General features: G+C 67.0%; 22 protein-coding genes and 2 pseudogenes. 12 read left to right on the plus strand and 12 right to left on the minus strand.

Going from position 1 to position 23,008, the window contains the following annotated elements; translation table 11 throughout:
* Positions 1–113: pseudogene (locus LGN10_RS32280) on the minus strand (sel1 repeat family protein); the annotation flags it as partial.
* 415 nt (positions 114–528) lie between these two features.
* On the opposite strand from LGN10_RS32280, the gene LGN10_RS32285 reads away from it, so the two are divergent.
* Both LGN10_RS32285 and LGN10_RS32290 read left to right on the plus strand, forming a co-directional pair.
* The gene (locus LGN10_RS32285; protein ID WP_226226155.1) at positions 529–1,164 is read left to right on the plus strand and encodes a TetR/AcrR family transcriptional regulator; all 636 of its coding nucleotides are present in this window, start codon (positions 529–531) and stop codon (positions 1,162–1,164) included.
* A 327-nt stretch (positions 1,165–1,491) separates the two neighbouring features.
* Positions 1,492–1,773: a hypothetical protein gene (locus LGN10_RS32290; RefSeq protein ID WP_124659412.1), complete on the plus strand. Its 282-nt coding sequence runs from the start codon at positions 1,492–1,494 to the stop codon at positions 1,771–1,773.
* Positions 1,774–1,887: 114 nt separating this feature from the next.
* Here the strand turns inward: LGN10_RS32290 and LGN10_RS32295 are convergent, their stop codons facing one another.
* Positions 1,888–3,195, minus strand: coding sequence for an Nramp family divalent metal transporter (locus tag LGN10_RS32295; protein ID WP_226226156.1), 1,308 nt, complete (start codon positions 3,193–3,195; stop codon positions 1,888–1,890).
* A gap of 480 nt (positions 3,196–3,675) precedes the next feature.
* Here LGN10_RS32295 and LGN10_RS32300 point away from each other — a divergent pair, with 480 nt between their 5' ends.
* A complete protein-coding gene (locus LGN10_RS32300; protein WP_124659414.1) occupies positions 3,676–4,572 on the plus strand; it encodes a manganese catalase family protein in 897 nt (298 codons plus the stop codon).
* 106 nt (positions 4,573–4,678) lie between these two features.
* On the opposite strand, the gene LGN10_RS32305 is transcribed toward LGN10_RS32300, so the two are convergent.
* The 3 genes from LGN10_RS32305 to groES all read right to left on the minus strand — a co-directional run bounded on the left by LGN10_RS32305 (position 4,679) and on the right by groES (position 7,103).
* Complete coding sequence (locus LGN10_RS32305; RefSeq protein WP_059644964.1) at positions 4,679–4,966, minus strand: hypothetical protein; 288 nt, start codon at positions 4,964–4,966, stop codon at positions 4,679–4,681.
* Between the two features lie 116 nt (positions 4,967–5,082).
* Positions 5,083–6,705: a chaperonin GroEL gene (gene groL / locus LGN10_RS32310; RefSeq protein WP_124659416.1), complete on the minus strand. Its 1,623-nt coding sequence runs from the start codon at positions 6,703–6,705 to the stop codon at positions 5,083–5,085.
* An 80-nt stretch (positions 6,706–6,785) separates the two neighbouring features.
* Positions 6,786–7,103 carry a co-chaperone GroES gene (groES, locus tag LGN10_RS32315; protein WP_034209415.1) on the minus strand — a complete coding sequence of 106 codons (318 nt, stop codon included), beginning with the start codon at positions 7,101–7,103 and terminating at the stop codon, positions 6,786–6,788.
* A 444-nt stretch (positions 7,104–7,547) separates the two neighbouring features.
* Here groES and LGN10_RS32320 point away from each other — a divergent pair, with 444 nt between their 5' ends.
* Together LGN10_RS32320 and LGN10_RS32325 are read left to right on the plus strand one after the other, a co-directional pair.
* Positions 7,548–7,871 (plus strand): hypothetical protein, encoded by a 324-nt coding sequence (locus LGN10_RS32320; protein WP_059644908.1) that lies wholly within the window; start codon positions 7,548–7,550, stop codon positions 7,869–7,871.
* Entirely contained in the window at positions 7,865–8,143 is a 279-nt protein-coding gene (locus LGN10_RS32325; RefSeq protein WP_226226158.1) for a hypothetical protein, read from the plus strand. The genes LGN10_RS32320 and LGN10_RS32325 overlap by 7 nt, the downstream gene beginning before the upstream one ends.
* 175 nt (positions 8,144–8,318) lie before the next feature.
* Here LGN10_RS32325 and LGN10_RS32330 read toward each other — a convergent pair whose 3' ends face one another.
* Complete coding sequence (locus LGN10_RS32330) at positions 8,319–8,810, minus strand: Lrp/AsnC family transcriptional regulator (RefSeq protein ID WP_060314550.1); 492 nt, start codon at positions 8,808–8,810, stop codon at positions 8,319–8,321.
* A 343-nt stretch (positions 8,811–9,153) separates the two neighbouring features.
* Here LGN10_RS32330 and LGN10_RS32335 point away from each other — a divergent pair, with 343 nt between their 5' ends.
* The 3 genes from LGN10_RS32335 (at position 9,154) to LGN10_RS32345 (ending at position 12,496) form a co-directional block, all read left to right on the plus strand.
* A complete protein-coding gene (locus LGN10_RS32335) occupies positions 9,154–9,822 on the plus strand; it encodes a haloacid dehalogenase type II (RefSeq protein WP_124864408.1) in 669 nt (222 codons plus the stop codon).
* Positions 9,819–11,060 (plus strand): phosphotransferase, encoded by a 1,242-nt coding sequence (locus tag LGN10_RS32340; protein ID WP_226226160.1) that lies wholly within the window; start codon positions 9,819–9,821, stop codon positions 11,058–11,060. Before LGN10_RS32335 ends, LGN10_RS32340 begins: the two co-directional genes overlap by 4 nt.
* Before the next feature lie 119 nt (positions 11,061–11,179).
* A complete protein-coding gene (locus LGN10_RS32345) occupies positions 11,180–12,496 on the plus strand; it encodes an aspartate aminotransferase family protein (RefSeq protein ID WP_185716588.1) in 1,317 nt (438 codons plus the stop codon).
* 225 nt (positions 12,497–12,721) lie between these two features.
* On the opposite strand, the gene LGN10_RS32350 is transcribed toward LGN10_RS32345, so the two are convergent.
* A complete protein-coding gene (locus LGN10_RS32350) occupies positions 12,722–13,195 on the minus strand; it encodes an RES family NAD+ phosphorylase (RefSeq protein ID WP_059578842.1) in 474 nt (157 codons plus the stop codon).
* Positions 13,192–13,620 (minus strand): antitoxin Xre/MbcA/ParS toxin-binding domain-containing protein, encoded by a 429-nt coding sequence (locus LGN10_RS32355; RefSeq protein ID WP_059578845.1) that lies wholly within the window; start codon positions 13,618–13,620, stop codon positions 13,192–13,194. The genes LGN10_RS32350 and LGN10_RS32355 overlap by 4 nt, the downstream gene beginning before the upstream one ends.
* Before the next feature lie 499 nt (positions 13,621–14,119).
* Between LGN10_RS32355 and msrB the strand changes: the two genes are divergently transcribed.
* The 4 genes from msrB (at position 14,120) to LGN10_RS32375 (ending at position 18,727) form a co-directional block, all read left to right on the plus strand.
* Complete coding sequence (gene msrB, locus LGN10_RS32360; RefSeq protein ID WP_226226161.1) at positions 14,120–14,650, plus strand: peptide-methionine (R)-S-oxide reductase MsrB; 531 nt, start codon at positions 14,120–14,122, stop codon at positions 14,648–14,650.
* 34 nt (positions 14,651–14,684) lie between these two features.
* The gene (locus tag LGN10_RS32365) at positions 14,685–16,571 is read left to right on the plus strand and encodes a cytochrome c biogenesis protein DipZ (protein ID WP_226226163.1); all 1,887 of its coding nucleotides are present in this window, start codon (positions 14,685–14,687) and stop codon (positions 16,569–16,571) included.
* A gap of 60 nt (positions 16,572–16,631) precedes the next feature.
* Positions 16,632–17,375: a peptide-methionine (S)-S-oxide reductase MsrA gene (gene msrA, locus LGN10_RS32370; protein ID WP_226226164.1), complete on the plus strand. Its 744-nt coding sequence runs from the start codon at positions 16,632–16,634 to the stop codon at positions 17,373–17,375.
* Between the two features lie 236 nt (positions 17,376–17,611).
* Entirely contained in the window at positions 17,612–18,727 is a 1,116-nt protein-coding gene (locus LGN10_RS32375) for an aromatic ring-hydroxylating oxygenase subunit alpha (RefSeq protein WP_124864394.1), read from the plus strand.
* 34 nt (positions 18,728–18,761) lie between these two features.
* On the opposite strand, the gene LGN10_RS32380 is transcribed toward LGN10_RS32375, so the two are convergent.
* The 4 genes and pseudogenes from LGN10_RS32380 to LGN10_RS32395 form a co-directional block, all read right to left on the minus strand.
* A complete protein-coding gene (locus tag LGN10_RS32380; protein ID WP_226226165.1) occupies positions 18,762–19,151 on the minus strand; it encodes a cytidine deaminase in 390 nt (129 codons plus the stop codon).
* Positions 19,152–19,176: 25 nt separating this feature from the next.
* Positions 19,177–20,493, minus strand: a complete 1,317-nt coding sequence (gene deoA / locus LGN10_RS32385) for a thymidine phosphorylase (protein WP_089466041.1) — start codon at positions 20,491–20,493, stop codon at positions 19,177–19,179.
* A gap of 94 nt (positions 20,494–20,587) precedes the next feature.
* A pseudogene (locus tag LGN10_RS32390) lies at positions 20,588–21,847 on the minus strand (NupC/NupG family nucleoside CNT transporter); the annotation flags it as partial.
* Positions 21,848–22,094: 247 nt separating this feature from the next.
* The coding region (locus LGN10_RS32395) for an amidohydrolase family protein (RefSeq protein WP_226226166.1) at positions 22,095–23,008 on the minus strand (914 nt) is incomplete at its 5' end.

Here is a 23,008-nt window from a genome sequence, read left to right on the forward strand (position 1 = left end):
TCGGAACACCCCGTGTCGTCGCAGATCCGTACCGTGCTGCTGGTGATGGACGGATCCTGCGCGCAGGCGGCCAACAGCAACAGCAGCCCCGGTGCGAGTAAACGGCGATACATGGGTACTATCCTCAAGTTTTATTGGCGCCGTATTGCTTTGCGCGCTCGCCCCGCGAGCATGCCCCCGGCCGGTGCGGGGCGCGGTGAAGATCGTCCGCGGGCCCCGTGCCAAGGCTCTCTCAGGTTCTCTTTTCGGCTTGACGCATCGTTGCAGCGTGGGATCGGGCGGAAAGCGCAAACGGAAATCCACCCCGGTTCCTTCTCTTCAATCCACGCAATATCGACCACGGCTCACTCGGTTCAAATGATACATATCGGTCTATCCAATAGTCAAGACGACTCGATAACACGTTTGCCGCGTGAAGCATGCCGAGCCGGAAGTACCGTCGGACAGGAGCCGGAGGCGATTTCATCGAGCAGCATGATGCTAGAATAATCGGTCTATGCTGCTGAAACATCGAGGAGGAAGCCGTTCGTGCGAGCCAACAAACGCCAGCTGGTGGTAGACAAAGCGACCGAACTGTTCTCGAGGCACGGATTCCACCCGGTGGGCGTCGACTGGATCATCGACGATTCCGGTGTCGCCCGCATGACGCTGTACCGGCATTTCGCGAGCAAGGACGAGCTCATCCGCGAAGTGCTGGTCCAGCGCTACGACCTGATCGTCGGCAGCATCGACTCGCAGTTGCAGCACGTCGTCGATCCGGTCGAACGCGTCAAGACCATCTTCGACTGGTACGCGGCGTGGTTCAGGACGCCCGAATTCGCCGGCTGCCTGTTCGAGCGGGCGCTGGCCGAATTCGGCACCGCTTACGCGCCGATCTCGGACGTCGCGATTCGCTATCGCCGCAAGATGATTGAATGGATCGGAGAACTGATCGCCGCGCTCGTGCCGCCCGAAACGGCAAACCGGCTCGCGACCGTCTTCATGATGCTGCTGGACGGCGCCACCGTCGAAGCCCGGGCGTTCAACGATTCCGCGGCGGCCGGCCGCGCGTGGCAGGCCGCGCACGCCCTTCTCGAACAGGCGATGCACACGGCCGGCTCGCCCGCCGAAGTCCGGCAGCGGGATCCGAACGGCCTCACGAGCGGCGGGCGGCCCGAACAATAACGGCCAAGCGGCTGCGCGTTCGCACTCCGGCCCCGCATCGACCCGTCGCCCGCTTTCGTTTCACCGGAACGTCATTCCCACCGACATACCCTCCACCGTGGTTCGCGAGACGCGCTGCCCCCTTCCGCGGCGAGCGGGAACGAATCGTGCTCGCACGCCGGCCACCCGGATCCAATTTATTTTCTTTGACGAATACCGTATTACCAGCGAATATTCGCGTCGATCAAGCAGTTAGTACCGCTCAAAAACAACACGAGACGATGCTCGCTCATGCAGTCGGGGACGTTACGCTGTTTCGCCAACGGATACGTGATCGAAGGGGAAGAAATGACGCCGTTTTCCCAGGATGTGAGCATCAAGCAAACCGCCGCCGTCTCCAAGGCAGCCACGCCGTCGCCCGTGTTCTGGAAAGCGGGGCCGCTCGTCGAAGCCCCGCCGCCCGAGCCGAAATCCGCGATGCCGGAACTGCGCGATTTCTTCGCGGCCGCCGCACTGCAAGGATTGCTGTCGCGCGACGCCGGGCGCAACGTGTCGACGATCGCCGACTACGAATCGAAGCGCGCGGTGAGCGCCTATCGGCTCGCCGACGAAATGCTGAAAGCGCGATGACCCCGCACGCCGGCCAGCGCCAGCCGGCCCGCGCGCCTGTCGTCCTTCGGCACGCGCGGCATCGCGCGAAACACGGGCCGCCATGTCCGTCGGGGCGCTGACGCACCCGGCCATTCAGTTGCCGCCCAATCGCGAAACCATTGCGCCGATCGGCTGCGCCAGCAAAACGGCGTTCAGCCCGACGACGACGGCAGTCGCGCCGAGCGCCGCGCGGCGCGCGATGCGTCCGCTCGCAAAGGCGCCCATGACGTCACGGCGGCTGCAGAAGTAAACCAGCGCGAGCATCGGCACCGGCAATACGACGGACAGCACGACCTGGCTGATCACGAGCGCCTGCATCGAATCGACGCCCATCCCGACGACGACGAACGCGGGCGCCATCGTGACCAGCCTGCGCAGCCAGACCGGAATCCGGAACCCCACGAAGCCCTGCATGATCATCTGCCCGGCCATCGTGCCGACGACGGAACTCGAGATGCCGGCGCTCATCAGCGATACGAGGAAGCAGGCCGCCGCCGCCTGGCCGAGCAACGGCGTGAGCATCCGGTACGCCGATTCGATCTGCGCGACATCGCGATGGCCGGCGTGAAACGCCGCGCTCGCCATCACGATCATGGCCATGTTGATCGCGCCGGCGGCGGACAGCGCGACGAGCACTTCCCGGTTCGAGAAACGCACCATCATCCGGCGCTGCGCGTGGTCGAGCCCCGACGCGCGTCGCTGCGTGAGCCCGGAGTGCAGATACAGCGCATGCGGCATGATCGTCGCGCCGACGATGCCGACCGATACCGTCAACGCCTCGCCGCGCGGCCATTCCGGCACGACGATATGGCGCCCGACTTCGGCCCAGTCGACCGGCGCGATGAACAGTTCCGCGAGATAGCAAAGACCGGTCACGCCGACGAATGCGCCCACCGCGATTTCCATCGGCCGGAACCCGTTCCGGTCGGCCAGCAGGATGCCGTAGGTCGCGAGCGCCATCACGAACATCCCGGCGAAGGTCGGCAGGCCGAACAGCAACGACAGCGCGATCGCGCCGCCGAGGAATTCGGCCAGCTCGGTGGCCATCGCGGCCAGCTCGCTCGCGACCCACATGCCGAAGACCACCGGCCGCGGGAAATGCACGCGGCACAGTTCGGCGAGATTGCTGCCGGTGACGATGCCGAGCTTCGCCGACAACGACTGGAACAACATCGCGATGCCGTTCGCCATCAGCACGACCCAGAGCAGCGCGTAACCGAATTGCGCGCCGGCCCGGATGTTCGTCGCGAAATTGCCAGGATCCATATAGGCGACCGACGCGACGATCGCCGGTCCAGCGAACGGCAGCGCCGCCAGCGGCCCGCGTCGCCGGCCGGCAAAAACCGCGCGCATGTCCGCCGCGGTGCGCTCCGTCGCCGCGTTCCTGTCGAGCGTGGCCATCTGCACTCCTTTACGAAACCGGCATCGCGCGCCGCCGACGCGGTTCGCCCCGCCCGCCGCCGACACGCCGCGCCGCATCCGCGCCGGCATGGCATGGCCCATGCGGCCGAAATGACAACCGTTTGAAAATCCCGCAACGACGATTGCAGGTCACAACGATGCGCTCGCGTCACCACTGCTTCCGCTCTTGCGCATGCCGCGCGCTTGCGGCGGCAACCGGCCACTTCGCCGCGAGAAGTCGGCCCTCCCGAACCGTTCGCCCGCGGCGCCAGACGCCACCCGCGCCGCGCCGCCATTGCCGGCTGGCTCGATGCATTCACTTTGTACAACCCACGCCTCGGCATTCGCGACAACACCACGTCCACCGTAGCCGGCAGCGGCCAGCATCGCGCATGCCCGGGATCGTCGGCCAGCCCGCGGGATCGGTTCGTGCTGTTTCGACACCGCGAATCCCGCGCAATCCCTTTCCACGGAGATGCCATGTTCATCCACAACACACGGCTTCAGTACACGGTGCGCGTCGGCGCGCCGAACCCCGGCCTCGCCAATCTGCTGCTCGAGCAGTTCGGCGGCCCGCAGGGCGAACTCGCCGCCGCGATGCGTTATTTCACGCAGGCGATCACCGAGGAAGACCCGGGCCGCAAGGACATGCTGCTCGACATCGCCACCGAGGAGCTGAGCCACCTCGAAGTGATCGGCTCGATGGCCGCGATGCTGAACCGCGGCGCCAAGGGCGAACTCGCCGAAGCGGTCGACGAACAGGCCGAGCTGTACCGCAAGCTGCACGGCGCGGGCAACGACAGCCACGTGACGCAGGTGCTGTACGGCGCGGGCGCGCCGCTGACCAATTCGGGGGGCGTGCCATGGTCGGCCGCGTACATCGACACGATCGGCGAACCGACGGCCGACCTGCGCTCGAACATCGCGGCCGAAGCACGCGCGAAGATCATCTACGAGCGGCTGATCAACGTGACCGACGATCCGGACATTCGCGACGCGCTGGGCTTCCTGATGACACGCGAGGTGTCGCACCAGATGTCGTTCGAGAAGGCGCTGTATGCGATCACCGCGAATTTCCCGCCGGGCAAGCTGCCGCCGAAGGCGCCGTACGATCACGTGTACTTCCGGATGCAGCCGGATGCCGCGCCGCTGGTCGGCCCCTGGAACCACGGCGGCGAACTGGAAATCCGTCCCGCGGAACCGGCGGTCGACGGCGGCAGCGGAATTGCCGAGGGCATGCTCGACGCGCAGCAAGCGGAGGCCATCGAGGCGATGGCGCAGCGGCTCGCGTCCGATCCGGACAGCGACCCGGTGACGGGCGCCGAGCTCGGCGCGGGGCAACCGGCTCCTCAGGGCCGCAAGCCGGACAGTGCCTGAACGGATGTGTCCGGCCGTACGACGAGGACGCCGACGCGCCGGCGAAGCGGCAGGAACAACGGCGCGCCCGACGCCTCGCCGTACGGGCGGGCGCGTTCGGCGCGCATCACGCGCCCGTTTCGCCCGACCGGCTCTGGTCGCCCTGGTCCGCCATCAGATACTGGATGACCAGCGTCGGATCGGCGATGTCGAGAATCAGGCGGCGCATCACACGCTTGCGCATATGGTCGTCGTCGAGCGTCCACGGCCCCGCCGCGTCGCCGAGGTAGCGGCCGATCGCGCCGCGATGGTCGCCGTCCGGAGGCAGGCCGAGCCGCGCGGCGAGCAGGCCCGCGATCACGTCGTCGATCTCGACGTTCAGCGGCCTGGAATCGATCGAAAGTTCGAGCTTCATCGTCGGTCTCGCAAACATGAAAAAACGGCGCGACGCGCCCCCGCTGTCGCGCGCGCCGGCAAAAGCCGCTCCGGCCAGCGGCTGTTCGACCATCGCTGGCGGGCCTGCGACGCAGGTCAGTAGCCGAGTTCGGGCGCGGAGGCCGGCTCGGCGCTGTCCTCTTTCGGTGCTTGCGCGACGGTCGCATCGGTCGTCAGCACGAGGCTCGCGATCGACGCGGCGTTCTGCAGCGCGGTACGCGTGACCTTGGTCGGATCGACCACGCCTGCCTCGACCAGATCGCCGTACTCGCCGGTCGCCGCGTTGTAGCCGAAGTTCCCCTTGCCCTCGAGCACCTTCGAGATCACGACCGACGGTTCGTCGCCCGCATTGGCCGCGATGACGCGCAGCGGCGCCTCCAGCGCGCGCAGCACGATCCGGATGCCGGCGTCCTGGTCCGCATTCGCGCCGCGGATGTCCGACAGCGCCGCGCGCGCGCGCAGCAGCGCGACGCCGCCGCCCGGCACGATGCCCTCTTCGACCGCGGCGCGCGTCGCATGCAGCGCATCGTCGACGCGATCCTTCTTCTCCTTCATCTCGACCTCGGTGACCGCGCCGACCTTGATCACCGCCACGCCGCCCGCGAGCTTCGCGACGCGCTCCTGCAGCTTCTCGCGATCGTAGTCGCTCGTCGCTTCGTCGATCTGCACGCGAATCGCATTCACGCGCGCCTCGATGCGCGCCGCATCGCCCGCGCCGTCGATGATGATCGTATCGTCCTTGCGCACCTCGACACGCTTCGCACTGCCAAGATCCTCGAGCGTGGCCTTGTCGAGCTGCTTGCCGGTTTCCTCCGAGATCACCGTCGCACCGGTCAGGATCGCGAGATCCTCGAGCATCGCCTTGCGTCGGTCGCCGAAACCGGGCGCCTTGACGGCGGCGACCTTCAGGATGCCGCGCATCGAATTCACGACGAGCGTCGCGAGCGCTTCGGCCTCGACATCCTCGGCCACGATCAGCAGCGGCTTGCCGGCCTTGGACGCCGCTTCGAGGATCGGCAGGAGGTCGCGGACGCTGGAGATCTTCTTGTCGTGCAGCAGAATCAGCGCGTCGTCGAGATAGGCCGCCTGCTTCGCCGGGTCGTTGATGAAATACGGGCTCACGTAGCCGCGATCGAACTGCATGCCTTCGACCACGTCGAGTTCGTTCTCCAGCGACTTGCCGTCCTCGACGGTGATCACGCCGTCCTTGCCGACTTTCTCCATCGCATCGGCGATGATCTTGCCGATCGCGTCGTCGGAGTTCGCGGAAATCGCGCCGACCTGCGCGATTTCCTTGTGGGTCGAAATCGGCCGCGACAGCTTGCGCAATTCGTCGAGCACCGCGCCGACGGCCTTGTCGATGCCGCGCTTCAGATCCATCGGGTTCATGCCGGCCGCGACGTGCTTCATGCCTTCCTGCACGATCGCCTGCGCGAGCACGGTGGCGGTGGTCGTCCCGTCGCCGGCCACGTCGGCCGTCTTGGACGCGACCTGCTTGACGATCTGCGCGCCCATGTTCTCGAAGCGGTCCTTCAGCTCGATTTCCTTCGCGACCGACACGCCGTCCTTCGTAATCACGGGCGCGCCGAAGCCGCGTTCGATCACGACGTTGCGGCCCTTCGGGCCCAGCGTCACCTTCACCGCGTCGGCCAGCACGTTCACGCCCTTGACGATCTGCTGGCGGGCGCCGTCGCGGAATTTCACGTCTTTTGCACTCATTTTCTTGCTCCGGATACAGTCGTTGAACGGGATGCCGCGCGCATCGGGCAGACACCCGTGCGACGCGGTCGAATCGGCATTCAGGCCGCTTTCCTGGCGGCCTGCGATTCGGGTTCGAGTACGCCCATGACGTCCTCTTCGCGCATCACGAGCAGTTCCTCGCCGTTCACCTTCACGGTCTGGCCTGCGTACTTGCCGAAGAGAACCTGGTCGCCGACCTGGAGCTGCAGCGGGCGCTGCGAGCCGTCCTGGAGCAGCCTGCCGCTGCCGACCGCAATCACTTCACCCTGCTCGGGCCGTTCGGCGGCCGAATCGGGAATCACGATGCCCGAGGCCGTCGTCCGCTGCTGTTCGATTCGCTTGACGATAACCCGGTCGTAGAGGGGACGAATCTGCATTTTCATCTCCTGAGCGATGAGATCACCTGAAAAAGGGAATCCGCCGGCGCCCGCACGCGCAAATGCTGCGCTGCGCCGGCGTGCCGTCGATTGGCGAAAAGCGAAATAGTGGCGTGGGAAGCGCGCTTCAAGAGGGCGATGAATGCGCATATGTAACAAAATGTTTCATGGCGAAAGCGACGTTCGCGCAACGGTCGGTGTTCCCGCGACGTCCCCGTCACGAGCGTCGACACGGCGTCGACGGTCGGCGCTCCGGGCCACGCGAATCGTCGCGCGACGGCGCTTGAAATCCGCGCGTCCCATCCTATTTTGGTATCGCTCAAGCAGCCGCGGCTTACGCGCTGCGTGTTTCGATTTGTTTGTCAGCGAGACCGCTCGCGGATCGACGAACTGGAGCGCGTGGTCCGGTTCGTCCTCCGTGCGGGGTCCAACCGGGAGCGAATCATGAACGATCCTTTCTTCATCTTCGATCGGCTGCCGGGGGTCGGCCGCCGACCACGACGCGCCGCCCGCGTCGTCACCGGTCTGCCGGCCGGCCTGCGGATAGCGCGCAACGGCACCGGTCGCTTCGCGCCGACCGGCGCCCGGATACGTTTGACACGCAAGCCATTCGTGTTGCGCGGCGCGGGCCAACCCGCCGCGATCGGCCGGCCGAAGCCGCCGCGCCGTCGGGTCGCCGCGCCCGGACGCCTGCTGCACCCTGTTTCGTTTTTCCGCGTCACGCTCGCCGGGGGCGGCTCCGCGCGCGACGGGGGGCGGCCATGCTGAGCCCGCACGAATTCGCGACGCTGATGCTGGTGTGCCAGGCGCCGGATCAGCTCGACATGAATCGCGCCGAACTCGATGCGTTGCTCGAACGGCAACTCGTCATGCTCGAGCACGGCGCCCCCGGCCGCCGACGCGCGCATCTGACGAAGAAAGGCCGATCGATTCTCCACGCGCTCGGGGCCGACATCCATTCGCGCCGGGGCCACGAGCCCGCCGCGCAGCGCGGCGGTCAAGGCGAAACGCCTGTCGCACTATCGGACGAGGCCGGATGATGCGGTGCCCGGATGGCGGACGGGTAGCATGGCAGCGCCCGAACGCGGTTCCGGTCGACACGTGCCGCTCGACACGAGCGGCACGCGATCCGGCAACCGGCCGCCCCCACGCTACTTCGCTCGAAGCAAACCCGCGCTGCCGTTCAGTTCAGCCACGGATCGTGCACCGCTTGCTTCACTCCGCGGCAGAGATCGCGTCCAGACGAAAGCCGCTCTTTACGATCGGCGACGCAATGATCACGTAGCTGAAATACTTTTCGATACCGATATCGCGTTTCACCAGCCCTTCCATCAGCTCACGGAAGTGGTCGACGTCGCGTGTGACGAACTTGAGCAGATAATCGTAGCCGCCCGTCGCGTGATGGCACTCCATGATCTCGTCGATGTCGCTGATGGCGTCGATAAAACGCACGAAGTCTTCGCGACGATGGTCGGTGAGGGTGATCTTGGCAAACACGATCTGAAACGCGCCGATCTTCTCGATCCGCACCGTTGCGCCGTAGCCCGTAATGAATCCCGCGTTCTCGAGCCGCTTGATGCGCGTCAGGCACGGGCTGGGCGAAAGCCCGACGGCGTCGGCCAGCTCGACGTTGGTCATGCGACCGTGATCCTGCAACTCGGCCAGAATGCGCAAGTCCAGCCGGTCAAGTGTGCAATCCGCTTTCATCTCCGCCCTGCGTTCGTTCAGTCGGGTGCCTCCGGACGAGTGCCTGCGCACTCGCGCCAAGACGGATAGTAGCCCACCGGCCGGCATGACGAATTACGATCTTGCGTTCTGTCCCCGGCACCCGGCAGCGCGCCGTTTCACACCGCAGAAGCTGCCGTCGATCGCGTCGAAAACGCGTGGAATCTTGTTTTTCTCGCCGCGCAATTCGGCTGAATAGCGCAGTCGCCCCCGTTTAAATTTCACGTATCGACGTTGCCACCGACGCTTGCCCGAAGCGGCTCGCGGCAATCCTCTTCACTCAAGAATTCCTCATGGGGATTCGCCACTCATCGAGATTGACGACATGATCGACTTCGAGCCGAAGTTCATAACTTTCGATTGCTACGGCACCCTCGTCAACTTCCGGATGGCCGACACGGCTCGGGAAATCTATGGTGATCGTCTGCACGGCGACGCCATGGAAAACTTCGTCAAGCTGTTCGCCGCCTATCGTCGCGACGAAGTGCTCGGCGCGTGGAAACCGTTTCGCGACGTCGTCGTCAATTCGGTGCGCCGCACGTGCGAGCGCACCGGCGTCGCCTTCGTCGAACGGGAGGCCGAGCAGTTCTATCTGGCCGTGCCATCCTGGGGACCGCATCCGGACGTGCCCGAAGGGCTCGCGCGCCTCGCGAAGAAATACAGGCTGGTCGGTCTGAGCAACGCGGACAACTCGCAGATCATGAGCAACATCGAGAAGCTCGGGGCGCCGTTTCATGCGGTCATCACGGCGGAAGACGCCGGCGCTTACAAACCGCGAATGCAAGGATTCGAATACATGTTCGGGAAGCTCGACGTACAGCCTCACGAAATCCTGCATGTCTCGTCCAGCCCGCGCTACGACCTGATGACCGCGCACGACCTCGGTATCGTCCACAAGGCCCATGTGCTGCGCGGCCATGAGCCGGAAGCGCCGGAATACGGTTACACGCCCGTCAAAAGCATCATCGAACTGGCCGAGCATCTCGGCCTGTGAGCAAGTCGCACCGCCCCGGCGCCGTCTCCGACGGTTGCCGCGGGCTCGCCTCGCACGTTTTCAATGATGCCGTTCCCCAGGCCGATCGCTCGTCAAAAATGTCCCGCACCAGTGTCGTCCACTTCTCTCGCACGGAGCCGCCGTTGTCCACGTCCCCTGCTTCCGGCGGGACGCATCCCGCTGCTTCGGCTGCCGCCGACACACTGCCGGGCAGCGGCCTGTCGGTGGGCTTCACCCGTCTGGACGAATCGGACGCGGTCGCGATCACACGCCGCATTTATGGCATCGACGGATCGGCCACACGGTTCTCGACCGAGAAGGACGACACCTTTCGCATCGATGCCCGCGACGGCGCGCGGTACGTACTGAAGGTCTCCAATCCGGGCGAGACAGTCGAAGAGCTGGATTTGCAGGTCGCCGCGATGCGGCACGTCGGCGCGGTCGCGCCGCGGTTGCCGGTGCCGCGCGTGATACCCGGTACGGCGGGGCAGCTTGTCGTCCCGCTCGCGTTACCGGCCCATCCGCATCGAACGGCGAGGCTCTACAGCTACCTCGAGGGCATGCCGCTCGACAAGCTGCATGCCGACACGGTCGATCATTACGAGATCGGTGAAGTGCTGGCGCAGTTGCAACGGGCGCTCGCCAGTTTCCGTCATCCAAACGAGCATCGGGTACTGGCGTGGGACGTCAAGCACTTGTCGAGCCTGAAAGGGCTGCAAACCCATATCGCCGACCCGTTGCACCGCTCGCTGATCGAGCAGGCATTCGCCCGCTTCGCGATGATCGAGCCTGCCCTTCGGGGTTGTCGCACGCAGGTCGTACATAACGACTTCAACCGCTCGAACATCGTCGCAAACCCGGGCGGCCCGCAATTCGTCAACGGGATCATCGACTTCGGCGACACCGTGCACACCGCGGTCGCCATCGACGTCGCCACCGCGGTCATGAACCAGTTTCCGCTCGACTTCGACGCCGACGCCCCGCACGACCTGTTCATTCAGGCGCGCGAGCTTCTGCGTGGCTATCTCGTGCATGCTCAGCTGAGTGCCGAAGAACTGGCCTTGATTCCACACCTGGCCATGGCGCGCGTCGCGGCGCGCGCGCTGCTCACTTCATGGCGTGCGATGCTGTTTCCGGAAAACGAAGCGTACATCCTGCGTTTCACTCGTCCCGGATGGGAGCATCTGCGCTGGTTCATGCAGCGCGACCACGAAACCGTTTCGCGTGCGTTGCTCTAGTTTTTCCTTCGCCCGCTCACCTCACCCGCCCTCATCGACCTATGAACACGACATCGACACCGACCACGCCGGCCGAAGCCGCCGATACGAGCAAAGCCCCCGACGCGCTGCGCGGCGACATGCCGAACGGCTTCAATCCGTCGGCGATCTCCCACCTCGACGCCGCCACGCAGGCGCACATCGCTCGCCGGCTGCGGCTGCTCAGCCCGTCGTATCGACTGTTCTACGCCGAGCCGGTGAAGATCGTGCGCGGCGAGAAGGTCTATCTGTACGACGATCGAGGCAACGACTATCTCGATGCCTACAACAACGTCGTCTGCGTCGGGCATGCCAATCCGCGCATCGTCGACGCCATTGCCCGTCAGCTCTCGACGCTCTGCACGCATACCCGCTACATGCAGGAGCCGATCCTCGACTACGCCGAGGCCCTGCGCGCGACGTTCAATACGTCGATTCGCGACGGCCAGATGATGTTCACCTGCACGGGCTCCGAAGCCAACGACCTGGCCATGCGCATCGCGATGCACTACACCGGCAAGACGGGCGTCATCGTGACCAGCGAGGCGTATCACGGCAACTCGCATCTCACCTCGGGCTTTTCGCCGTCGCTGGGTCGCAAGGCGCTGCTCGGCCCCTATGTGCGAACGGTGCCTGCTCCGGATTCCTACCGTGTGCCGCTGCCCGAGATCGGCCGGCGCATGGCCGAGCAAGTCGCGTTGCAGATCGAGGACATCCGCCGCCACGGCGGCGGTCTGGCAGCGTTCATCGCCGACTCGTTCTTCTCGTCGGATGGCGTATTCGCGTACCCGACCGACGTGCTGGCGCCGGTGGCCGAAGTCGTACGCCGCGCGGGCGGCCTGTTCATCGCGGACGAGGTGCAGTCGGGTTTCGGGCGCAGCGGTACGCATATGTGGGGGCACGAGCGTCACGCGGTCGAGCCCGACATCGTCACGCTGGGCAAACCGATGGGCAACGGCTATCCGGTGGCCGGGCTGGTGGTGCGCCCCGAGATCGTCGCGGGATTCGGCCAGGACATGCGCTACTTCAACACGTTCGGCGGCAATTCGGTGGCCATCGCCGCCGCGCAGGCCACGCTCGACGTGCTGCGCGACGAACGGGTGCTGGACAACGTGCAGCGGGTCGGTGCGATCCTGCTGGAGGGGTTGAACGCGCTGGCACGAAAATACGAATGTATCGGCGACGTGCGCGGCACGGGCCTGTATTTCGGCGTCGAGATCGTACGCGACCGCGCGAAAAAGGACACCGACATCGCGACCGCACTCGAGATCGTCAATGGCTTGCGCCAGCGTCGCGTGCTGATTTCGGCAACCGGACCGGACGCGAGCGTGCTGAAGATCCGGCCGCCGCTGGTATTTGGCGCCAACGACGCCGACCGTCTGCTGACGGAGCTGGACGCGGTGCTCTCCGCGCTGTAGTCGGTCGTATTCGGCACTCGATGCAGGGGGCCGCTCCGGGCGGCGCACGAAATCGCTCAGGCGCCTGCCTGGCCGTCCGCCACCGGCGAGACATCACGAATCATTTAACTTTGAATCGTGGCTGTGCTGTGAGCAAGTGAGGAACCGCGACGGGCGGCTCAAGTTCTGTGCGAAGCCAGTGAGTCGGGTGTTGAGATGATCCGCAAGCGGACCTCCATCGAGGCGCTATGACTGCCCGGCTGGTGGCATGATAAAGAGGCGTTCGTCCCACACCACGGGTTGAGGATCTGTCACGACGATTCGCGCCGCGTCAGGATGCGCCGGATTCACCAGCACGTTGAATTCTGCCCGGACGACGACTGAAGGGATGATCAGGAGCGCTGTCCTCGATTCGGTCAGCCATGCGTCGCCGAAGTGCCGTGCTACCTGCAGTGCCGCCGCATCCCATGCTCTCGGCAACGTTTCTGCCGTGTGGCGTTCGACGCTGACATCGTCGGGTACAGTTGCTTCCACCCAACCGTGTGTTTTCGGCACCTTCCCGATTCGCGCATGCACGAGTACCTCGAGCATTGCACCTGCGAAGGTCGACGCCGCGTAGATGACGGGCCGCCCCGGACTATTAAAGCGGCCACCGACAAGCATCGCGCCGGTGCCGCTCCAGATCGTGTGTCGCGTATCAGCAATGCGAAACAACTTCATGCCGGCAGCCCGTAGAACAGCTTCCAGAGCAGTTCTTCGACCCGGCGCGCACCGAGTTCGGTCAGCGCGACATCGAGCGGTGCCCGTCCCTCCAGCTCAGGGTGGGGCGTCGACAGAAATTCCCGTGCATCCTCTTCGTCGTTCCAGACGTAGGTGGTCGTCGCAACGATCCGGGCCAGGCGCTCGGTTTTCTCCGATTCGTCTTGCGTCAGCCGATCGCGGCGCCGCTTGTAGGTCGCCTCGGGGATGATGCGTGCAAGCAGTGCGCGGCGGGCGTCGGCACCTTGCGTCGCATGTTCGACGCCGGCACGCAGCGCAGACTTCGGGAGGCCGTCGCGCACGAGCGCCTCTAATTCCGCCAGTGTGTGCGGGACCGGTCGCAGTCCCATGACCGCAGCCACGGCTTCAGGGGTAACGAGTGACATGGCAGCTCCCAATCTGGTATCAGATGATACGTGATTATAGTCCATTTGATACCATACCGAGGCGAATTCCCCGACGGTGGGTTGAATTGAGGCACTTGAAGCCCAGTGCGACCCTGCTGTAGTGGCCTCTCGCTATGGATTTTGCACGGAGGCATGGTTCGCGCGCCGGCTGCACGCGGACTACGGACAGACGGTCAACGGCTCCCGCCTGATCACCCTCCTTTGATATCGCAACTAGGTCGGCCCGCACCTTGGTACGCAGAGCCTACCCCACATCGCGAACACTAAAAGGTTGCGGCTCGTGGCGGATTTCCGTGGAACTTGGCGAACCGCCAGCTCTCGGCAAACCCTTGTCAGACAGGGCTTGGACGGATTTCATCGGACCTTCCCGGATCACCCGGAAAACATCACGATTCATTTAACTTTCCGTGAGGACTTCGACACCGGCCGCCGCCTACGATGGGCGCATGTTTTCAGGACCTGCTTCCAGGAGCCCATCATGCCCACCCGCAGACATCTGCTGTTCGCCGGCGCCACCGGCCTCGCCGCGCTCGCGGCGCTGTCGTCCGCCGGCCGCCGCGCGCTGGTAGGCCGCGCGTTCGCCGCGCCGCCGGTCGGCTCGCCGAAGGCCGCCCCGTTCGAGATCACGCACAGCGACGCCGAATGGCATCGCCGCCTCACACCGGCCCAATACGCGGTCCTGCGCGAGGCCGGCACCGAGCGGCCGTTCACCAGCCCGCTGAACGACGAGCACCGGCACGGCACGTTTTCGTGCGCCGGCTGCGGCCTCGCGCTGTTCTCGTCGGCCACCAAGTTCGACAGCCATACGGGCTGGCCGAGCTTCTGGAAACCGCTCGACCACGCAGTCGCCACCGACACCGACGCGTCGTTCGGGATGGTCCGCACCGAAGTGCACTGCCGCCGCTGCGGCGGCCATCTCGGCCACGTGTTCGACGACGGCCCGGCGCCCACCGGGCTGCGCTACTGCATGAACGGCGTTGCGCTCGTCTTTCACCCGGCCGCCGCCTGATCCGGCCCCACTCCGTCCGACTGGAGAACGCATCATGCTGCTCATCGTCCTTGCCTATCTCGGCGGCGTGCTCACGATCCTGAGCCCGTGCATCCTGCCCGTGCTGCCGTTCGTGTTCGCGCGCGCCGACCAGCCGTTCGTGCGCACCGGCCTGCCGCTGCTCGCCGGCATGGCGCTCACGTTCGCCGTCGTCGCGACGCTCGCCGCCGTCGGCGGCGGCTGGGTCGCGCAGGCCAACCAGGCCGGCCGTTGGATCGCGATCGTGCTGCTCGCGGTGTTCGGCCTGACGCTGCTGATGCCGCGTTTCGCGGAACACCTGACGCGCCCGCTCGTCGCAGCCGGCAACCAGCTCACCGGGTTCGCGCAACGCGACGGCCGCCCGGCCGGCCCGGCGTCGTCGCTGCTGCTCGGCGTCGCGACGGGCCTGCTGTGGGCGCCGTGCGCCGGCCCGATCCTCGGCCTCGTGCTGACCGGCGCGGCGCTGCGCGGCGCGAGCGTCGGCACGACGCTGCTGCTCGTCGCGTATGCGGCCGGCGCGGCGACCTCGCTCGGCGTCGCGCTCGTGATCGGCGGCAAGGTGTTCGCCGCGATGAAGCGCTCGCTCGGCGCCGGCGAATGGATCCGGCGCGGGATCGGCGCGACGCTCCTGGCCGGCGTCGGCGCGATCGCGCTCGGCCTCGACACGGGCGCCCTCGCGCAGTTGTCGACCGTCACCACGGGCGGGCTCGAAACGAAGCTCGTCGACCGTCTCGCCGGGCGCGCGAACGGCGCGCCGGCTGCAACGGCAACGGCGACAGCAGCGGCCGCGACCGGCGCCGCCGACACCACCGACATCACGGCGGGCGGCGCGATGATGGCCGCGGCAGCCAATGGCGCGCAGACCGGCGGCGGTGCGCTGGCCGGCGGCGCGATGATGCGGACGGCCGGCGCCACCGCGGCCGCACTGCCGGTCGAAGGCACGTTGCCGTCGCTCGACGGCGCGGTGCAGTGGCTGAACTCGCCGCCGCTGACGGCGGCCGGGCTGCGCGGCAAGGTCGTGCTGGTCGATTTCTGGACGTATTCGTGCATCAACTGCCTGCGCACGCTGCCGTACACGACCGCCTGGGCACGCAAGTACGCGCCGTACGGGCTCGTCGTGATCGGCGTGCACGCGCCGGAGTTCGCGTTCGAGCGCGACATCGGCAACGTCAAAAAGGCCGTGCACGACCTCGGCATCGACTACCCGGTCGCGATCGACAACGGCTATTCGATCTGGCGCGCCTTCGACAACCAATACTGGCCCGCGCACTACTTCATCGATGCGCAAGGGCGGATCCGCCATCACCACTTCGGCGAAGGCGAATACGCGCAATCGGAACGCGCGATCCAGTCGCTGTTGGCCGAAGCCGGCCATCCGGACGCGCTGAACGTGCCGCTCGGGCTCGCCGGCGCGCCCGCGAAGGGCGCGCTCGCGGCGGCCGACAGCGCGGACGTCCGTTCGCCCGAAACCTATGTCGGCTATGCACGCGCGGAGAGCTTCGCGTCGCCGGGCGGCGCCGTGCGCGATGCGACGCACCGTTACGACGCACCGACCCGCCCGGATCTCAACGACTGGGGCCTCGCGGGCACGTGGAACGTCGGCGCCGAGCGTGCGTCGCTCGCCGCGCCGGACGGCCGGATCGTCTACCGCTTCCATGCGCGCGATCTGCACCTCGTGCTCGGCCCGGGCGCGAACGGCCGGCCCGTGCGCTTTCGTGTGACGCTCGACGGCGCGGCACCCGGTGCCGCGCATGGCGCCGACGTCGACGCGCAGGGCTACGGCACCGTCACCGGCCAGCGCCTGTACCAGCTCGTCCGGCAGCCCGGCGCGATCGCGGACCGCACGTTCTCGATCGAGTTTCTCGATCCGGGCGTCGATGCGTATGCATTCACTTTCGGTTGATCGCGCGCGCCGCCGCCATTCGGCCGCCGTGTTTTCTCATCCATTGAACAGGAGCAAAAGATGAACCCGATCTCCACCCGCGAAGCCGCGGCGCGACGGCGCGCGACCTTGCTGCGCCGCATCGGCGCCGTCGCCGTCGCGGCGGCCGCCGTGTTCGGCTACCAGCGCATCGTCAATTCCGCCGAACCGATGCGCACCGTGCCTGCCCCGACGCTCGACGAAACGCCCGGCACGTCGCACGACGAGACGGCCGTGCTCGCCGGCGGCTGCTTCTGGGGCGTGCAGGGCGTATTCGAGCACGTGAAAGGCGTGAAGCAGGTCACCGCCGGCTATGCGGGCGGCGCGTCCGAAACCGCGCACTACGCGCTCGTCGGCTCGGGGCTGACGGGGCACGCGGAATCGGTGCGCATCGTCTACGATCCGACGCAGATCACCTACGGCCGGCTGCTGCAGGTGTTCTTCTCGGTCGCGCACGACCCGACCGAGCTGAACCGGCAGGGCCCCGACGAAGGGTCGCAGTACCGGTCCGCGATCTTCCCGACCACCGCGCAGCAACGCGCGGTCGCGACCGCGTACATCGCGCAGCTCGGCAGCGCGCATGTGTTTCCGGCGCCCGTGGTCACGCGTGTCGAAGCCTACAAGGGCTTCTATCCGGCCGAGGCCTATCATCAGAATTACCTCGAACTGCATCCCGATGCGCCGTATATCGCATTCAACGACCTGCCGAAGGTCGCCGGGCTGAAGCAGCGCTTCCCGGCGCTGTACCGTGCCGACGCGGTGCTGTGGCGCGAAGCGCGCTTGTGAGCCGCTTGCCGACCCGCGCGGCTGCGTGTGACGCGGCGCCGCCCGCCGCACGGCGGCGCCCCGGCCGCCATGCATCGGCGGCGGCTGCCTTGCGCCACGTCAACGAATCGGCGAGCCCGATGCCGGGGCAAACCCGCATCGCGTCCGCGGCGGCCGGCAACTTCGCGTAGACTTCTCCTGATCCTCGCCGCACCATGCGGCACCCGGACCAACCGCCCAGCCAGGAGGCGTCACGCATGCGCGCAGTGCCTTTGCCTGACAGCACTACCCTCGAAGAACCGTCCACCGGCGCGCTCGTGCGCGATCTGCGCCGCGTGCCCATTCACCCGGATCACTGGTACCCGCTCGCGTGGTCGCGCGAGCTCAAGCGCGGCAAGACGCTCGGCGTGCGCTTCGCCGGCGATCCGATCGTGCTCGTGCGCACCGAATCGGGCGCCGTGTATGCGCTCGAAGATCGTTGCGCGCACCGCCAGGTGCCGCTGCACGCGGGCGTCGTGAGCGGCGAAACGCTGCGCTGCTGCTATCACGGCTGGACCTACGCGTGCGACAGCGGCCGCTGCGTCGACGTGCCCTACCTCGGCCGCGAGCGCTTGCCCAACGGCGTGCGCGCGTATCCGTGCCGCGAGGCGCACGGGCTGATCTTCGTGTTCCCGGGCGACGCCACGCTCGCCGACGAACGCCCGTTCCCCGCGCTCGAATCGGCGGACCACCCCGCGTACAAGACGCGCCGCTTCGGCCGCGAGGTCAAGTGTCACTACTCGTTCATGCACGAGAACCTGATGGACATGAACCATCAGTTCCTGCATCGCAAGCAGATGGGCCAGATGCGCGCGCGCTCGGTGGGCCGGCGCCGCGGCGACGACTGGGTCGAGGTCGATTACACGTTCGCGCGGATGGAAGGCAAGCAGCCGGTCGGCGAGGCGCTCGTGTTCGGTTCGAGCAAGAAGCCCGGCGATCAGGCCAACAAGAGCGTGATGACGGTGCGCACCGAGTATCCGTACCAGACGCTGCAGATCCGCTCGAGCGAAGGCACGCTCGTGATGGATCTGTGGATCGTCTACGTGCCGCTCGACGCCGAGCAGCGCACCAACCGCACGTTCGGGCTGCTGTCGATCCACAAGCCCGGCATCCCGTTCGCGCTCGATCTCGCGTGGCCGCTGCTCGTGTGGTTCACCGAACGCATCTTCCGCGAGGATCGCTGGATCGTCGAGCGCGAGCAGGAAGCGCACGACGCCCAAGGCGCCGACTGGAACCACGAGGTGTTTCCGGTCATCAACGAGCTGCGCGACCTGCTGCGCCAGTGCGGCGCGCGCACCGTGATTCCGATCCGCGACGCGCGCGACGGCGCGTGAGGCGTCGCATGGTCTCGCCGCGGCGCGCGCACCGTTAAAGCGTGAACGCGCCCGGCAGCAACGCGCGGGCCGTCGTGATCTCGACGGCGCCTTTCAGGTTCGCGAGAATCACCTCGATGTCGGGCTTGCCGATCTCGACGATCACCTGACGGCATGCGCCGCACGGCGCAATCGGGCCGTCGGTGTCGCCGACGACCGCGAGCCGCGCGAAATCCCCCGGCCGATAGCTGGCGGCGATCGCGGCGAACATCGCCGTGCGTTCCGCGCAATTGCACAGGCCGTACGACGCGTTCTCGACGTTGCAGCCGTGGAAAACCGTTCCGTCTTGCGCCAGCAGCGCCGCGCCGACCTTGAAGCGCGAATACGGCGCATACGCACGTTCGCGCGCCGCCTTCGCCTGTTCGATCAGTTCGTCTCGTTCCATCGTGTGATGTCTCCCGGAGCAGAGGTCAGCCGATCTGCTGGTAAAGGGTCGGCGGCGCTTCGCCGGTCTCGCCGAGCACATAGCTGCGGCGAATCGCGTCCGCCGCATGGGCCGCCGTTGCTTCGTCGCGGGCGTGCACGAAGCCGAGCGGCTCGCCGGCCTCGATGCGCTGCCCGATCTCCGCGAGCGCCGTCAGGCCGACGCTGACGTCGATCGCGTCCTCCGCGCGGGTGCGGCCGCCGCCGAGCGCGACCACCGCCAGCCCGAGCGCGCGACAATCGACGCGCCGCACCACGCCGCTCGCAGGCGCCGGAACCGGCACGATCACCGCCGCCCGCGCCAGATGCCGCGCGGGCGCGTCGAGCAGGTCGGCGGGACCGCCGAGCGCGACGACCATCCGTGCGAAACGCTCGGCCGCCGTGCCGGAATCGAGCGCGTGCTGCAACTTCTCGCGCGCATGGGCGGCATCGCGCGCCAACCCGCCGGTCACGAGCAGTTCAGCCGACAGCGCCATCGTCACGTCATGCAACCGCGCGGGACGCGACTTGCCCGTCAGATAGTCGATCGCGCATGCGACCTCGAGCGCATTGCCCGCGCATGGCGCGAGCGACTGGTTCATGTCGGTGAGGATCGCGGTCGTCTTCATGCCGGCGCCGTTGCCGACGTCGACGATGCTGCGAGCCAGCTCCGCCGATTTCTCCGCCGTCGGCATGAACGCGCCGGAGCCGACCTTGACGTCCATCACGAGCCCGTCGAGCCCCGCCGCGAGCTTCTTCGACAGGATCGACGCGGTGATCATCGCGACCGATTCGACGGTCGCCGTCACGTCGCGGATCGCGTAGATGCGCTTGTCGGCCGGCGCGAGCCGCGCGGTCTGCCCGATGATCGCGACGCCGACCTCGCGCACCGTGCGGCGAAACGCGTCCGTCTCGGGCATCACGTCGTAGCCGGGAATCGCGCTCAACTTGTCGAGCGTGCCGCCGGTATGGCCGAGCCCGCGCCCCGAGATCATCGGCACGTAGCCGCCGCACGCGGCCACCATCGGCCCGAGCATCAGCGATACGACATCGCCCACGCCGCCCGTCGAATGCTTGTCGATCACCGGCCCGCCGAGATCGAGCGCGCGCCAGTCGAGCACGTCGCCGGAATCGCGCTGCGCGAGTGTCAGCGCGACGCGCTCGTCCGTGCTCAGGTCGTTGAAATACACGGCCATCGCGAACGCGGCCACCTGGCCTTCGGTCACGCTGCCGTCGGTCACGCCGCGCACGAACGCGGCCATCCCGTCGCGATCGAGCGGCTGCCCGTCGCGCTTCCTACGAATGAATTCCTGCGGTAGAAACATCGTTGCCTCGCTTCGATCGGTCGGAGTCGGCTGCACGGCTCAAGGCCTGTTCACGCTCATAACGGACTTGCGCTGGCCCTAATGCAGCGAGAAAAAACAGGCCGGCAATCGCCGCGCTCATCAGGTTCGACAGCGTCGCGGCCGTCAGCGCGCGCAAGCCGAGCCGCGCGACGTCCGAGCGGCGCTCGGGCGCGACCGCGCTGAAGCCGCCCGCGAGAATCGCGATCGACGAGAAGTTCGCGAAGCCGCACAGCGCGAACGACACGATCGCGAGCGTCTTCGGGTCGAGCACCTGCAGGCCGGCCGCCGCCGCGTGCGCGCCGCCTTTCAGGTACGGCGACAGGTCGCCGTACGCGACGAATTCGTTGAAGATCAGCTTCTCGCCGATGAAGTTGCCGGCCAGCGCCGCATCATGCCACGGCACGCCGATGATCCATGCGAGCGGCGCGAACAGATCGCCGATGATGCCGACCAGCGTGACCTGCGGAAAGCCCGCGAACGCGGCCGCGCCGCCGACGATCAGGTTCATCAGCGCGATGAGCCCGACGAACGCGATCAGCATCGCGCCGACGTTGATCGCGATGCGCAGCCCGACCGATGCGCCGGACGCGGCCGCCTCGATCACGTTGGCGGCCCGCTTGTCGTCGAAGTCGAGCCCGTCGACCACCACGCGGCTCGGCTCGACGGTCGGAAACAGCAGCTTGCCGAACAGCAGCCCGCCCGGCACCGCCATGAACGACGCGGCGAGCAGGTACTCCATCTTCACGCCGAGGCCCGCGTAGCCGACCAGCACCGAGCCCGCGACCGACGCCATCCCGCTCGCCATCACCGTGAAGATCTCGGCGCTCGTCATGTTGCGCACGAACGGCTTCACGAGCGCGGGCATCTCGCTCTGCCCGAGGAAGATCGTCGCGACGGCCGAGCACGCCTCGATGCGGCTCACGCCGAGCACTTTCGCCAATCCCGCGCCGAGGATCGCGACGATCCATTTCATCACGCCGATGTAGTACAGCACCGAAATCAGCGCGGTGACGAAGATGATCATCGGCAGCACACGCAGGCCGAATACGAACCCGCCGTCGCCGAACAACTGGAACATGCGCGCATCGACGAGCCCGCCGAACACGAACGCGATGCCGTGATTGCCCATGTCGAGCACGCGATTGACGCCGTTCGCGGCCGCGGCCAACGCCGCGCGGCCCGACGGCACGAACAGCACCAGCGCGCCGATCGCGAACTGCGTGAAGAGCGCGGCGATCATGGTCCGGCCGCTGACCGCGCGGCGATTGTTCGACAGCAGATACGCGACCAGCAACAGAAACAGCATACCGAGGAGACTGCGCAGAATATCCACCTTGTGCTCCTTTCTCACTATTTGAACTGTCCGGCGGGCGGCCCGTGCCCGCGACCCGCGTGATCGGGTGGGTGGATGTTACTCGGTCGACATGCGCGCAGGCAACGTCGCCAAAATCGCCGCGATCAATGCCATCGATCGTTTCTCTTTTGCCCTTCGCCGGCTTGATCAGTCGTTCTACCTACTCTTCGAAAACACGCGCGGGGCGCGCCGTTCGAACGGACACGCCCCGCCTGACACGCGCCGTTCAACCCGCGCGTTCGACCGGATGCGGCTCGCGCAGCCGGTTCGCGATCCGCGCGGCCTCGTAGTAGCCGGCCGCCGGCGGGCGCTTCAGGTAGCGGCCCGCGCCGCGCACCGCGCGCAACTCGCCGTCGGCCCACGCGAGTGCGCCGCGCGTGAGCGTATGCGTCGCGACACCCTGCACCGTCATCCCCTCGAACACGTTGAAGTCGACCTGCTGGTGATGCGTCTTCACCGAGATCGTCTTCGTCGCGGCCGGGTCCCACACGACGAGGTCGGCATCGGCGCCGACCTGCACGGCGCCCTTGCGCGGATACAGGTTGAAGATCTGCGCGGCGTTCGTCGACGTGATCCGCACGAACTCGTTCGGCGTGATGCGGCCATGATTCACGCCGTGATGCCACAGCACCGACATGCGGTCCTCGACGCCGCCGCAGCCGTTCGGAATCTTCGTGAAATCGTCGCGGCCCATCGCCTTCTGCGATGCGCAGAATACGCAGTGATCGGTCGCCGTCGTATGCAACTGCCCCGATTGCAGCCCGCGCCACAGCGCCTCGCGATGCTCGGCCGAGCGGAACGGCGGGCTCATCACGTGGGCCGCCGCGCGCGTCCAGTCGGGATCGCGATAGACGGCCTCGTCGATCACGAGATGGCCCGGCAACACTTCGCCGAACACGCGCAGCCCCTCGCTGCGCGCGCGCGTGATCACGTCCACCGCGTCCTTCGCCGACACGTGCACGATATACACGGGCACGCCGAGCACCTGCGCGATGCGGATCGCGCGGTTCGCAGCCTCGCCCTCCACTTCCGGCGGCCGCGACAGCGGATGCGCCTCCGGCCCCGTGATCCCGCGCGCGAGCAACGCCTTTTGCAGCTGGAACACGAGCTCGCCGTTCTCCGCGTGCACGGTCGGCAGCG

The organism is Burkholderia sp. AU32262 (assembly GCF_020419985.1).
GTDB lineage: Bacteria > Pseudomonadota > Gammaproteobacteria > Burkholderiales > Burkholderiaceae > Burkholderia > Burkholderia semiarida.